The organism is Peribacillus sp. NPDC055009 (assembly GCF_053608705.1).
This window is the reverse complement of the sequence record NZ_JBSGVZ010000014.1, coordinates 1-14,713: the sequence shown is the minus strand read 5'-3', so window position 1 is coordinate 14,713 and position 14,713 is coordinate 1. Positions and strand designations below refer to the sequence as shown.

Annotated in this window: 13 protein-coding genes; all 13 read right to left on the bottom strand. The window is 40.3% G+C overall.

The annotated features are described in order from the left end of the window. Window positions 1-10 precede the first annotated feature (10 nt). Window positions 11-1,609: a flagellar basal-body MS-ring/collar protein FliF gene (fliF, locus tag ACWF5P_RS19000; protein ID WP_434169065.1), complete on the bottom strand. Its 1,599-nt coding sequence runs from the start codon at window positions 1,607-1,609 to the stop codon at window positions 11-13. A gap of 93 nt (window positions 1,610-1,702) precedes the next feature. Then, a complete protein-coding gene (gene fliE / locus ACWF5P_RS18995; protein WP_230177508.1) occupies window positions 1,703-2,011 on the bottom strand; it encodes a flagellar hook-basal body complex protein FliE in 309 nt (102 codons plus the stop codon). 23 nt (window positions 2,012-2,034) lie between these two features. Continuing rightward, a complete protein-coding gene (flgC, locus tag ACWF5P_RS18990; RefSeq protein WP_076366538.1) occupies window positions 2,035-2,493 on the bottom strand; it encodes a flagellar basal body rod protein FlgC in 459 nt (152 codons plus the stop codon). Further along, a complete protein-coding gene (gene flgB / locus ACWF5P_RS18985; RefSeq protein WP_434169064.1) occupies window positions 2,493-2,891 on the bottom strand; it encodes a flagellar basal body rod protein FlgB in 399 nt (132 codons plus the stop codon). Before flgB ends, flgC begins: the two co-directional genes overlap by 1 nt. 755 nt (window positions 2,892-3,646) lie before the next feature. After that, window positions 3,647-4,426: a GTP-sensing pleiotropic transcriptional regulator CodY gene (gene codY / locus ACWF5P_RS18980; RefSeq protein ID WP_057278408.1), complete on the bottom strand. Its 780-nt coding sequence runs from the start codon at window positions 4,424-4,426 to the stop codon at window positions 3,647-3,649. A 107-nt stretch (window positions 4,427-4,533) separates the two neighbouring features. Then, the gene (hslU, locus tag ACWF5P_RS18975; protein ID WP_048684871.1) at window positions 4,534-5,943 is read right to left on the bottom strand and encodes an HslU--HslV peptidase ATPase subunit; all 1,410 of its coding nucleotides are present in this window, start codon (window positions 5,941-5,943) and stop codon (window positions 4,534-4,536) included. Between the two features lie 12 nt (window positions 5,944-5,955). Continuing rightward, complete coding sequence (gene hslV, locus ACWF5P_RS18970) at window positions 5,956-6,483, bottom strand: HslVU peptidase proteolytic subunit (RefSeq protein WP_048684874.1); 528 nt, start codon at window positions 6,481-6,483, stop codon at window positions 5,956-5,958. Window positions 6,484-6,503: 20 nt separating this feature from the next. Then, window positions 6,504-7,406 (bottom strand): tyrosine recombinase XerC, encoded by a 903-nt coding sequence (xerC, locus tag ACWF5P_RS18965; protein ID WP_048684877.1) that lies wholly within the window; start codon window positions 7,404-7,406, stop codon window positions 6,504-6,506. Window positions 7,407-7,465: 59 nt separating this feature from the next. Further along, a complete protein-coding gene (trmFO, locus tag ACWF5P_RS18960) occupies window positions 7,466-8,773 on the bottom strand; it encodes an FADH(2)-oxidizing methylenetetrahydrofolate--tRNA-(uracil(54)-C(5))-methyltransferase TrmFO (RefSeq protein ID WP_101224639.1) in 1,308 nt (435 codons plus the stop codon). 399 nt (window positions 8,774-9,172) lie between these two features. Continuing rightward, entirely contained in the window at window positions 9,173-11,248 is a 2,076-nt protein-coding gene (topA, locus tag ACWF5P_RS18955; RefSeq protein WP_230177515.1) for a type I DNA topoisomerase, read from the bottom strand. 267 nt (window positions 11,249-11,515) lie between these two features. Next, complete coding sequence (gene dprA / locus ACWF5P_RS18950; RefSeq protein ID WP_230177517.1) at window positions 11,516-12,382, bottom strand: DNA-processing protein DprA; 867 nt, start codon at window positions 12,380-12,382, stop codon at window positions 11,516-11,518. A gap of 118 nt (window positions 12,383-12,500) precedes the next feature. Next, window positions 12,501-13,403, bottom strand: coding sequence for a succinate--CoA ligase subunit alpha (sucD, locus tag ACWF5P_RS18945; RefSeq protein ID WP_101224637.1), 903 nt, complete (start codon window positions 13,401-13,403; stop codon window positions 12,501-12,503). An 18-nt stretch (window positions 13,404-13,421) separates the two neighbouring features. Continuing rightward, window positions 13,422-14,582 carry an ADP-forming succinate--CoA ligase subunit beta gene (gene sucC / locus ACWF5P_RS18940; RefSeq protein WP_101224636.1) on the bottom strand — a complete coding sequence of 387 codons (1,161 nt, stop codon included), beginning with the start codon at window positions 14,580-14,582 and terminating at the stop codon, window positions 13,422-13,424. Window positions 14,583-14,713 lie beyond the last annotated feature (131 nt).

Below are 14,713 nucleotides of genomic sequence, written 5' to 3'. Positions count from 1 at the left end.
CTTAAGCCTCCTAGTCTTCTGCTATCCAGCTTCTTAATAATTTTGCAAATTCATCCGGCTTTTCTTTTGCCAGCTTCTCCAGTTGTTTTCTTTTTAAAGATGCTTCTGTTTCCTTCTCTTTGTTCAGATCCGGAACATCGAATACGACTTCTTCCTCTTCAACCACGTACTCCTCTTCCATTTCAGCTTGCTTTCTGGAACGGAGGAATAAGATTAAGAGAATGATAATGGCAAGTATTAGCACTCCGCCGACTATGTATGCCCATATTGGTAACGAAGGTTTCGTTTCATCTTTTTGCAACTTCATTTTTCCATTAAACGGCTGAACGGAAATCGCAATTTTATTATTAAGCTCCTCGTCCGTCAGCTCTTCCCCTTCAGCTTTTTTCTCGATTGTCGTGCGGATTATCGTACCAAGGATTTGTGTAATATCATCCATACTCTGTTGAGATAAAGAATTTGGTTCGTCAGCTGTGGGCGGTTCGACCATGACCTGAATACCTAAATCTTTGACTTTATATGGGCTTTCGACTATTTCTTTCTTGATTCGATTCACTTCACTATTTATCGTTTCATCCACTTTTTCATAATCACCGGATCCGTTTGTGCCTTCAATATAACTCGATCCCAATGAATCTGAGGAATCCTCACTTTGCGGAACGCCTCCTGCACCTGCTGCGTCCCCGCTATACGATTCGTTGATCCTTTGCGCAGAAATCTCAATTCCAGCCATATTTTCTTCATCGACCGGTTCCACTAAATTCTCTTCCCGATTTTCTTGAGTGAAATCAATGTCTGTCGTGACTGAAACAACCACTTTGTCTCTCCCCATTATCGTTCCAAGCATATTTTGTACCTGTCTTTGAATATCGCGTTCTATTTCTTTTTTTATTTCGTTTTGGGTAGCAAATGCGGATGCGAAAGAAGAATTTTCATTTTCATAATCGAAGTACTCAAACTCTTGGTTCATAATGACGATATTATCTGTAGGGAGATTCGGAACACTTTTTGAGACCAGATGATAAAGGGAATTGATTTGACTTTCTTCAAATTTATAACCGGGTTTCGTATTCAATACAATGGATGCTGACGCTTCCCCAGCTGAATCACTGACAAAAACTCCTTTATCAGGAAGGGTGATCATAACACTGGCATCTTCTACCCCATCAATCTTTTTTATTAAACTTGCCAATTCCGTTTGCATTGAGTCCAGTTTAATGACATTGAATTCATTTTCAGTCATTCCGATACCGGCACTTTGACTAAAAAAGGAATAGTCGATACTGCCTGATTCCGGAATTCCTTCAGCTGCCAGTTCCACTTTGAGTGAATCCAGTTTTTCTTCTGGAACTTTTATGGTCGTCCCATTTTCAGAAACTTCATTCATAATCCCTTGACTGTCTAAATTTTCTTTAATGCTCCCCGTTTCCGAAGGAGTTAAGTTGGAATATAAGGGCACCAGCGTCGTACGCGTGGTTAAAATTGAAACTGCCGTAATGATGATGATAATTAATGCCGCTGAACCAATCATCATGAATTTTTGTTTTTTACTGCGGCTCGTCCAGTAAGCAGTTATTTTGTTTTTATAGTTCACTAGTACTTCATTCATTTAAATCCCCCGGTCAGTCTATGAATTTATGATTGGGGGACTTCTTTTCCCCCTGGTCATTTTTCTCTATATAATGAGGTTAAAAAATGAATGCTATATACTCATTCTCATCATTTCCTGGTAGGCTTCCACAACCTTATTCCGAACCTCTAATGTAGCCTGCATGGTAACACTGGCTTTTTGTGAAGCTATCATCACCGAATGAAGCTCAACATTCTCCCCATTAACCAATTTGGTTGTAAGATCATCAGATGCCACTTGTGTTTCGTTAACTTTATTCATTGATTCTTTTAATACCGACGCAAAATCTTGCTGCGATTCGTATGGTGTATTAGTATTGTTTTGCTCTTTTTTCAGAACATTACTTGCATTGTTCACTGCTGAAAGAGAAATCCCCTCCATATCAACAATCCCCTTTCAAACTTTCATTTCCCGATTTCCAAAGCTTTCATCATCATTCCCTTTGATGCATTTAAAACTGTCACATTTGCTTCGTATGAGCGTGTGACACTCATTAAATCAACCATTTCCCGAAGTGGGTCGACATTTGGCATTTCAACATAACCATCTTCATTGGCATCAGGATGTTCAGGATTGTAATCCAGTTCAAAAGGTGTTTTATCTTTTACTATTCCAGTCACCTTCACTCCATTCCCTACCTCGCTCGTTTTTCCTGATGCTGCGTTTAAGAAACTCGAAAAACCGTTTTCCTTACTTTGCAGCACAACTGATTTTCTTGTATATGGCTTCCATGTTTTTGATTCGGCGTCATATTCCGCCCTGGTAGTATCGGCATTAGCCATATTAGCTGAGATTACATCCATCCTTACCCTTTGACTCGTCAGGCTAGATCCGGTCATGTTTATACTTTGGAAGATTCCCATCACTTACCTCCTCTAATTACATTCTGCAATGATTGAAACTTACCTGAAAGCCTGTCGGTTACTGCATTATAATAAATCTGGTTGGCAGCAAGATCCGTCATTTCCTTATCAACGTCCACGCTATTGCCATTATTGTTATATCGGACATTTTTTTTCTGCGTCACGATGTTAGAAGCATTACTCCCCTCTGATTTGAAGGTGAAATGTCGTTCATCGGTACGATATGACTCCAGGGAAGATTCCAGTTCTCCCTTAAAGGATTGTGTTTTGTCGACTTCTTTAGCTTTATAATTAGGCGTATCCGAATTGGCTATGTTCTGTGAAATGACTTTTTGTTTGGCATTAGAATAATCAAGGGCATTTTCAAGCGATTGAAAAGTATTCGAAAATAATTCCACATCGATCACCTCTTTCTATAATTAACAAATAATTACTTTATCAATAAATTAACCCAGCGCATTTACGTTTTAATTTTAAAGAAACATTATAACTATGTCCATAAACAATACATAGACTTTAGACCTATTATCGTCGAAAATTGTCACAAATTGCTCAAATTTGTCGTTTTTATTAGTAAAATTACAGGGTTAATATGACGTTATATTACATTTTATTATGATATTCTACATATTAACCAAATTTTACTTCTATTAGCTTATATATCATATCGAAAAACAAATCTATATACCTGATACTTTAGAACTAATTTTCAATTTTACTTTAAATTATTTTTTTCATTTTAGTTGATTTAACCCTTTTAAATAAAGGATTCTTAAGAAAAATAAATGATTACTGCATTTTTTCTTTTTTTGAAAAAAAGCGGTTTTTTTAACGTACCGATCCATTCGACAAAATCCCCAACTGACTGTACCCCGTTATCCATAGTATTTTTAAAATCAAAAAGTACATCATCATTCATTTCCATCATATCGACAGTTATAATAATATAATTACCCTTTCAAGAAATATTTAACTATCTTTACTGCTTCTAATAGAAAACATGCCTATATTCACATTTCCATTTAATCCTTAATACCTTTTTTCCTTTCTACACCTGCCATTCACCTGCGTTAGCCTGTTAGTCCCAGAACAGCAACAGATCCAAATATCACAAAAAAAGGCAGCCCTTTTTAAGGACTGCCTTTTTAGTATGTTAATTATTTTTAAGCTTCTCTAATTCAAGTAGGAATTTATCGTTCAATACTTTGATATAAGTACCTTTCATTCCAAGAGAGCGTGATTCAATGACTCCTGCACTTTCCAGTTTCCTTAGTGCATTTACGATAACGGAACGCGTGATACCGACACGGTCTGCAATTTTGGATGCTACAAGCAGACCTTCATTACCTTTAAGCTCCTCAAAGATGTGCTCAATTGCTTCCAATTCACTGTAAGATAACGAGGATATCGCCATTTGAACGACAGCTTTACTACGAGCTTCTTCTTCTATCTCTTCTGATTTTTCACGCAGGATTTCCATACCGACTACAGTCGCACCATATTCAGCCAAAATTAAATCATCATCGTGAAATTTTTCTTGTAATCGGGCAAGTACTAATGTTCCTAAACGTTCTCCCCCACCCATAATCGGTACGATCGTTGTTAATCCAGTTGCGAAAAGCTCTTTATTTTCGACTGGGAAAGCAGTATATTCGCTTTCGATATCAAGGTTCGAAGAGGTTTCAGGAATATTGAAAAGGTTTTTTGTGTACTCTTCAGGGAATTGTTTATCTTCCAACATTTTGTACATGCGTTCGTTTTCAATTTGCTGGCTCACCGCTATGCCAAGTAATTTCCCGCGGCGGCTGACGACGAATACATTCGCTTCGATAACTTCACTTAAACTTTCAGCCATTTCCTTGAAGTTAACTGCTTTACCTGCTGCTTTTTGGAGCATTGCATTGATTTTTCTTGTTTTTGCTAATAAGTTCATTTGATTTGTTCCTCCTAAAAATACCATGGTTCACAATAACTATGAAGTTGTATTTCCGTAATTTTATGTTCATTGCGTAGGCAAATCATTGCCAAATTGTTTCTTAATTAAAGGATAAACTGGCTTAAATCTTTGTTCCGGGCGATAGAACCAAGCTTACCTTCGACATATTGGGGAGTAATTGTAATCTTCTCCATCGTTATTTCCGGAGCTTCAAACGATAAGTCTTCAAGCAACCGTTCCAAAATGGTATGAAGTCTTCTTGCACCAATATTGTCAGTGTTTTGATTTACTTCGAAGGCCACTTCAGCTATCTTACGAACAGCATCGTCAGAAAATTCAATTTCTATACCTTCAGTTTCTAATAAAGCAACATATTGTTTTAACAAGGCGTTATCCGGTTCATGAAGAATCCGTACAAAGTCGTCTACAGTCAGTTTGTTCAATTCAACACGAATCGGGAATCTCCCTTGTAATTCAGGGATTAGGTCGGATGGCTTAGCCATATGAAAGGCCCCTGCAGCAATAAATAGGACATGATCCGTTTTAACTGACCCATATTTAGTCACTACTGTCGAACCTTCAACAATTGGCAGGATATCCCTTTGGACACCCTCTCTTGATACATCCGCTGATGAACTTCCAGATTGCTTACTTGCAATTTTGTCTATTTCATCAATAAAGATAATCCCATTTTGCTCAGCCCCGTATACTGCATCGGAAGTGACCTCATCCATATCAATCAATTTTGCCGCTTCTTCATTTGTTAAAACGGTTCTCGCTTCACTTACTTTCAATTTGCGCTTCTTGCTTTTTTTCGGCATCAAGCTTCCTAAAGCGTCCTGCATGTTCATCCCCATTTGTTCCATTCCCGAACCTTGGAGCATATCAAACATCGAAGCAGCCTGTTCTTCCACTTCGACCGTTATCATTTCACTTTCCAACTCACCATTAGCCAGCTTTTCAGCGACGATTTTTCTTTTTTCCTGCAAACTTAAATCTTCGGAATTTTCTTCCGGGTCCTGTTCGTCTTGATTGTTATTGCCTCCAAAAAAGACTTCAAGAGGATTCTTGAAATTACTCTGTTTTTTAGTGGATGGCACTAATAGCTCTATTAAACGGCGATTTGCATTTTCTTCTGCCCGTTCCTTTACACTGGCCATCTTTTCTTCCTTCACGAGGCGGACGGAAGTCTCCACCAAGTCACGGACCATGGACTCTACATCCCGGCCGACATACCCGACTTCCGTAAATTTCGTTGCTTCAACTTTTACAAAAGGAGCACCTACCAATTTAGCCATTCTCCGAGCTATTTCTGTTTTCCCAACACCTGTCGGTCCAATCATTAATATATTCTTCGGAACGACTTCGTCACGAAGTTGATCCGAGAGAAGGGAACGTCGGTAGCGATTCCGAAGAGCCACTGCCACTGCCCGTTTTGCCTCACGCTGCCCTACGATATACTGATCCAGTTTTTCAACGATTTGCCTCGGTGTTAAATTAGCTTTTTTTGACATTTGCGCTCCTCCTTACAACTCTTCCACGATTATATTCGTATTTGTAAATACACAAATTTCCGCTGCAATTTGTAAAGATGATTGAGCGATTTCCTTTGCCGATAAGTGGTCGCTGGAAAACCGCATTAATGCCCTGCCGGCAGCCAATGCATAATTCCCTCCCGATCCTATGGCGAGAATCCCGTCATCCGGTTCAATTACTTCCCCGGTGCCAGAAACGAGCAGTAAATGGTTCTTATCCATCACGACTAGCATGGCTTCAAGCTTTCTCAATACATTGTCACTTCTCCATTGCTTTGCCATTTCAACGGCAGCGCGCTGAAGATTGCCATTATACTCTTCAAGTTTAGCTTCGAACATCTCAAATAAAGTGAAAGCATCTGCAACGGAACCTGCAAAACCTGCAAGGACATTACCATTAAAGATTTTTCTTACTTTCCTCGCTGTATGCTTCATCACTACTGAATTTCCTAAAGTAACCTGCCCATCACCGGACATGGCACATTCACCTTTATGATGCACTGCAAATATCGTTGTCATAAAGTGTCCCCTTTCAACATTTAAGGCCGCGGATGTGATGCATTGTAGACTTTTTTCAATTGGTCTTTTGTAACATGCGTATACACTTGCGTTGATGAAATTTTTGAATGACCAAGCAATTCCTGAACCGTGCGAATGTCCGCCCCATTATTCAATAGGTGTGTAGCAAACGAATGCCTTAGCATATGGGGATGAAGACTTCCATCTGCGGCTGACTTTTTAATCAATTCATTCAATATATAGCGAACTCCCCTAGGTGTCAGAGGGTCTCCACGAAAATTAACAAATAAATAAACATGCGCCTTGGCGTCAGACGAAGTCAATTCCATCCTGGCTGTACGTATGTATAAATCTATCGCTTCCTGTGCATATCTACCAACCGGAACGTAGCGATCCTTTTTTCCTTTTCCATGGATCAGTACCGTCCCTAAGGAAAGATCGATATCCTGCAGTTTAATATCACAACATTCACTTACGCGAATGCCTGTAGCATACAATAATTCCAGTAAGGCATTGTTCCTTATTCCTATCGGTGAATCTTTCTTTAAAGAAGAAAACAACTGATCCATTTCCTTCTCATAGAGAAAACGTGGCAGTCTTTGATCCTTTTTAGGTAAAGAAGCAAGGGAAAAAGGATTATCCTTCACATCACCTTCACGTAGTAAAAATTTATAAAGGCTCCGCAAACAAGAAGTTTTTCTTGCTACAGTGCGCTTAGAAAGTTTTTTCTCATATAAATTCGTTAAATATAACCGGACATCAAGATATTCAACGGACGTGATGTCCTCAATGCCCTGTTCATTAAGGAACAGAAAAAATTCGTGAATATCACGTTTGTAATTTTCAATGGTGTAATGTGAACTGTTCTTTTCAATTTGTAAATATTCGATGAAGGATGATAATGCCTTTTTTTGATTAATCATGGAAACACCTCGCAAAGGCTAATAAATAGTATCATACTTTAAAACAGCAGGCAAATATTTTACAAATTTTTCACAAAGTTCTGAATTGTGTCTAAAGCGCGTTTAGCATGCGTTTCATTCCGCTCTTTTTTGGATTTGATTCTCACTTCAAGGTCTGGAAGCAATCCAAAGTTGGCATTCATCGGCTGGAAGCTCTTACCATTCGTCGAAGTTATGTACCTTGCCATGCTGCCCATCGTCGTCTCTGCAGGGAAAATGATAGGATCCAATCCTTGGACGATCCTTGCAGCATTGATACCTGCAACCAAGCCCGATGCAGCCGATTCTACATATCCTTCGACGCCAGTCATCTGACCGGCAAAGAATAAATCATCCCGATTCTTGAATTGGTACGTAGGCTTCAAAACATTAGGTGAGTTTATGAAAGTGTTTCGATGCATAACTCCATAACGGACAATTTCCGCATTTTCCAATCCAGGTATGAGCTGCAATACTTCTTTTTGTGGACCCCATTTCAAATGTGTCTGAAAACCAACAATATTGTAAAGTGTTCCTGCCGCATCATCTTGACGCAATTGAACTACAGCAAAAGGACGTTTTCCCGTTTTTGGATCTTCTAAGCCAACTGGCTTCAATGGACCAAATAACATCGTTTTCTTCCCGCGTGATGCCATTACTTCAATGGGCATGCAGCCTTCGAAAAAGATTTCTTTTTCGAATTCTTTAAGTGGAACTGTTTCAGCAGCAATCAAGGCTTCATAAAAGCGGTCAAACTCTTCTTCCGTCATCGGACAGTTCAGATAAGCTGCTTCACCTTTATCATAGCGGGATTTCAAATATACTTTATCCATGTTGATGCTGTCTTTTTCCAGAATTGGTGCGGCAGCATCATAGAAGTACAAGTATTCTTCATCCATGATTTGCTTTAAGCTGTCAGATAGTGACTGACTTGTAAGCGGACCGGTTGCAATGACGGTAGGACCTTCCGGAATTTCCGTCACTTCTTCATTGATGACCGTTACATTTGGATGATTTTTGACCCTTTCCGTAACAAGACCGGCAAATTCATGACGATCAACAGCTAAAGCACCGCCAGCCGGTACAGCACAAGCATCTGCTGCGGACATGATGACCGAATCCAGAATACGCATTTCTTCTTTTAATACACCAACTGCATTTGTTAACGTATTTGCCCGAAGTGAATTGGAACAAACAAGTTCAGCGAATTTATCGGTATGATGGGCTGGCGTTTGTTTTACAGGGCGCATTTCATATAGATCGACTTTAATTCCTCTTTTTGCTAACTGCCACGCCGCTTCACTTCCAGCAAGCCCAGCACCGATTACACTTACTTTTGTTTCTTTCATTTTTCGAACCTCCATGTATAGATATGATAAGACAGGATCATTTATCATTAAAACTGCTTTCATAAAAGTTTCATTTTTAACGATATCTATGTATTTATACCCGAAATACTCATTCCTGCTAAAGATAATTTAAAGAATATGCCAGATAGCGGCATTCTTCCTGAAATCCTTCTAAAAAGGATAGCGGACACAAATAGGAATTATATCTTTAAAAGAATGTACTTGTCCACTGAATTTTACATCACATGGCTTAAATAAAAAAGTTTCAAGCTTTATCCATTTTCTTCTTGGAAGTAAGTCCACATACTATCATGATATCATACTTTCCTGAACATAAAGAAACTCGGCAGATGCCGAGTCAATTTATATTTAGAACAGTAAACGATTTCACGGTCTTTTCTATGCTTGGGGCAATTCTTTGAAATCACAATCCATGCACTGTACCTGGACGCCTTTTTTGAGTTTTTTCTCAACAAGTGTACCTTCACATTTTGGACAACTCCGCGGCAGCGGTTTATCCCAAGATATGAAGTCACATCCAGGATAGGTATCACACCCGTAAAATATGCGGCGTTTTTTACTTTTCCTTTCAATGATGTTTCCTTCTTTACATTTTGGACATTTAACACCGATTTCTTTAACGATTGGCTTTGTGTTACGGCAATCCGGGAAATTACTGCATGCCATGAACTTTCCATAACGCCCCATCTTAAAGACCATCCCATGTCCGCATTCCACGCAATCTTCACCTGCAGGTTCATCTTTGATTTCAATTTTCTCCATCTCGACTTCGGCTTTAGCCAAATGAACTGCAAATTCCTTATAAAATTCATCGATGACCTTTATCCATTCGATACTGCCTTCCTCGACGCTGTCGAATTCCTGTTCCATCTTGGCAGTGAACTCTGCATCAAGAATATCCGGGAAGAATTCGCGTATCAATTCAAGAACGATCTCACCAAGCTCTGTCGGGATGAACCGTTTATTATCCAAGGTAACATAGCCCCGTTTTTGAATCGTATCCAAGGTAGGAGCATATGTAGAAGGACGGCCTATTCCCAGTTCCTCTAGGGTTTTGACAAGACGGGCTTCAGTATATCGGGGCGGAGGCTGTGTGAAATGCTGCTTCGGCTCGATATCTTTTGAAAAGAATTGATCCCCTGTTTTCACATCCGGAAGTGCATTTTCCTTTTCTTCCACCGAGTCATCGGACCCTTCAACATATACCTTCATGAAACCCGGGAATTTAATTTTTGAACCATTTGCCCTGAAGATGACATCCCCGTTATGCAGGTCGATGCTCATCGTATCCATGACCGCCGAAGACATTTGACTAGAAACGAATCGTTCCCAAATCAATTTATAAAGACGGAATTGATCTCTGGATAAGAACTCCTTGACTACACCCGGTTCACGTAATGTGCTTGTTGGCCTGACCGCTTCATGGGCGTCCTGGGCATTGGTCTGTTTTTTCTCTTTGCGCTGTTCAACCTGAACATACTCTTTACCATAATTATTTTGGATGAAGGTATGGACTTCCTCTTTCGCAACATCGGAAATCCGGGTCGAATCGGTTCTCATATAAGTGATTAACCCGACTGTACCTTCCTTGCCAAGCTCGATTCCTTCATAAAGCTGCTGAGCAAGCATCATGGTTTTCTTTGCACGGAAATTCAATTTACGTGCCGCTTCCTGTTGCAGGGAAGAAGTCGTAAAAGGAGCGGCTGGATTGCGCCTTCTTTCTTTTTTAGCTACAGCTCCTATCGTAAATTCGCCGCCATTTAAAGAAGCGAGCACTTTTTTGACGTCCTCTTCGTTATTCAACTCCTTCTTCTCACCGCCAATGCTGAAGAAGGAACCTTCAAATTGTTCTTTTCCTTTTACAAAATCAGCCTTGATTGTCCAATACTCTTCAGGGATAAAATCTTTGATCTCCTTCTCCCGGTCAATGATCATCCGTACAGCAACCGATTGGACCCGTCCCGCGCTTAATCCTTTTTTCACCTTTTTCCACAAAAGCGGACTTATATTGTATCCGACCAAACGATCCAAGACCCTTCTTGCCTGCTGGGCATCAACCAATTTCATATTTATTGGCCTCGGTGATTTAAATGATTCTTTGATAGCCTCTTTCGTGATCTCATTGAAAACCACGCGGCAATCTGAGTTAACGTCAACATCAAGACTGTGAGCCAAGTGCCAGGCAATGGCTTCCCCTTCCCTGTCGGGGTCAGCCGCGAGATATATTTTTTTCGCTTTTTTTGCAGCGGTTTTCAATTCTTTTAAAACCGGGCCTTTGCCGCGGATAGTTATATATTTAGGTTCATATTCATGTTCAACATCGACACCCATTTGACTTTTAGGCAAATCGCGTACATGCCCCATGGAAGCCTTTACTTTATATTTTTTTCCCAAGTAACGTTCTATTGTTTTCGCCTTTGCCGGCGATTCCACAATCACTAAGTATTCTGACATCCAATAAATCCTCCTCAAAGAGGTAATATAAATCTTCACTATTATTAATCATTCAAAATTCATTTGTCAACACCTCTTTACTTTTCAAAGCAGGCTGATTCATTTATTTATAGGTATTTTGACAAGAGGTGCCATTTGCAAAACTTATAACAGTTTTACAATATTTTCAACCTTTTTGTCTAATAATTCAACCCATCCTTTAAAAAAACCACCTTTTTTTCTTTATTTTCCCTTTTGATTCTCCGTCTATCTTCTATATTATATTGTTCAAAACTCTTCCTCGATCTGCCTGGCACTCAAAACAAGTTTGGCACCATCAGAAATCAATTGATTGGTCCCCAGCGATTCAGGGCTCGTAACATTACCAGGAAGCGCAAACACATCCCTGCCGTGTTCCAAAGCAGCTTGTGCCGTAATAAGGGATCCGCTTCTTTCTTTTGCCTCGACCACGAATACTCCTTGTGATAATCCACTGATGATTCGATTCCGAAGCGGAAACATCCAAGGTTCCGCCCTCATTTCCGGTGGAGTCTCAGATATAAGCAAGCCTTTTTTGATGATTTCTTCAGCAAGGGGTACATTGGATTTTGGATATATTTGCATAAGCCCCCCTCCTAAAATCCCAATCGTATCTCCGCATTCGCTTAATGTGATCTTATGTGACTCTGCATCGATTCCAGCCGCCACTCCACTTATGATCACGAACTTTTTCTTTACAAGCGGTAATAGAATCGTTTTTAAGGCCTCCAGACCATACGAGGTTGGCTTACGTGTTCCAACAACACCTAGCGTATTCTTCCTTGTTAAAAGCCTCTTATCGCCTTTAAAATAAAGAACCCACGGAGGATCGAATATTTGCTTCAGCAAAAAAGGGTATTCATCATCGAAGATCGTCAAACAATGAATTTGACTATCTTTGTATATTTTAAGTTTATCGATGGTATTGAGTGAATGTAAATCTTTGAGAAAGAGGTTGAGCTTATTTGAAGGGATAGGGAGCATTTTTGCCCATTCAGCGTGATTCGTCGTGAACAGGGAAGATAATGATGGGTCATTGGACATGATTATTTGGATTGTTTTCCATCCTGCTCCGCGGCAATGATGGAGATGGATTAACTTTTCTTTTTTATTCAATTGGAAACGCCCCTAATCGGATATTTTTTTAAGTAGGTTAATAGTTATGGACTTGGTGTCTCCCGAGGAAATTGGAGGGAAAAAAAGGCCGACCCAAAAAAGGTCGGCCCAGCTTGAATCAATGTGTTTTACAAGGTTCGTAAATATCTTTTTCTTTCAAGACGGAGATCAATGTTTCACCCATTACGGATGGAGTTTCGGCAACTTTAATTCCACATTCGTTCATAACGCGGATTTTCTCGTCGGCAGTCCCTTTTCCTCCTGAGATAATGGCACCAGCATGACCCATGCGTTTACCGGCTGGAGCCGTACGGCCACCAATGAAACCAACAACTGGCTTAGTCATATTTTCCTTCACCCAGATTGCTGCTTCTTCCTCTGCCGTTCCACCGATTTCCCCGATCATGATTACAGCATGTGTTTCCGGATCTTCGTTGAACGCTTTCAAAACATCAATGAAATCCGTTCCGTTAACCGGATCTCCACCGATACCGACAGCCGAAGATTGCCCAATGCCTGCTTGCGATAATTGGTGAACGGCTTCATACGTCAAAGTTCCAGAACGTGAAACTACACCTACATGGCCTTTTTTGTGGATATACCCTGGCATGATACCAATCTTACACTCTTCAGGAGTAATGACACCTGGGCAGTTCGGTCCGATCAAGCGAGTTTTTTTGCCTTCCATGTAGCGCTTAACCTTGACCATATCCAAGACAGGAATATGTTCCGTGATACAAATGACAAGATCAAGTTCTGCGTCCACTGCTTCTAGAATTGCATCGGCAGCAAATGGAGCCGGTACATAGATAACAGATGCATTCGCTCCGGTTTCAGTGACAGCTTCGGAAACTGTATTATATACAGGTACCCCTTCCACTTCTGTTCCACCTTTACCCGGAGTGACTCCTCCAACGATTTTCGTGCCGTATTCCAACATTTGTTTTGTATGAAATAATGCTGTTGCACCAGTGATTCCCTGAACGATCACTTTCGTATCTTTATTAATATAAACGCTCATTATGTTCCCCCCTGCCTATTATCCTACAAGTGATACTATTTTTTGTGCTCCATCTGCCATTGATTCAGCAGACGTAATATTTAAACCTGACTCTTTTAGAATCTTTTTGCCAAGGTCCACATTCGTTCCTTCAAGACGAACAACAAGAGGGACATCCAGGCCTAGCTCTTTAGCAGCAGCCACGACGCCTGTAGCGATGATGTCACATTTCATGATTCCTCCGAAGATATTAACGAAGATGCCTTTAACATTTTGATCGGAAAGGATGATTTTGAAAGCCTCTTTCACTTTTTCCTCAGTGGCGCCGCCACCAACGTCAAGGAAGTTAGCCGGATCTCCCATATAATGTTTAATGATGTCCATCGTCGCCATAGCAAGACCGGCACCATTAACCATGCATCCGATATTTCCGTCAAGCGATATGTAACTAAGGCCATGTTTTGATGCTTCAATCTCTTTCGCATCCTCTTCATCCAAATCACGGTACTCCGCGATGTCTTTATGGCGGTAAATCGCATTATCATCAAAGTTCAATTTAGCATCAAGCGCCATTACATCGCCGTCGCCAGTTACCACTAATGGGTTGATTTCTGCGATTGAGCAATCTTTATCAACGAAAGCTGTATATAAGTTAACCATCAGTTTGGAAGCTTTATTTATAAGTGAAGCCGGAATATTGATATTGAATGCAATCCTCCGTGCCTGGAAACCAGTCAGGCCGACAACCGGATCGATTACTTCTTTGAAAATTTTCTCTGGTGTCTTTTCAGCCACTTCCTCAATTTCAGTTCCGCCTTCTTCAGAAGCCATCAATACGACACTGTCCGTAGCACGGTCAAGGACCAGCCCGATATAATATTCTTTTGTAATGTCGCAGCCTTCTTCGATAAGTAAACGCTTAACTTCCTTTCCTGCAGGACCTGTTTGATGGGTCACCAATGTCTTGCCAAGAATCTCTTCTGCATATGTACGCGCTTCATCAAGATTCTTCGCTACCTTGACTCCGCCGGCTTTCCCGCGGCCACCCGCATGAATTTGAGCTTTGACGACAACAACTTCCGTACCTAACTCCTTCGCTGCTTCCACTGCTTCATCAACAGTAAAGGCAACCCGGCCATTTGGAACGGATACCCCGTATTGTCGCAATATCTCTTTCCCCTGATACTCATGGATATTCATTTCCCATCCTCCTTATCTACTAAAAAACAACTTTGAAATTTAATGCGTGTTTTCTCTACCATATTACAACAAAATTCTCCTTCGTGCATAATTTTCTTTCACATAATTTTTAAAATATTATTATAATATAC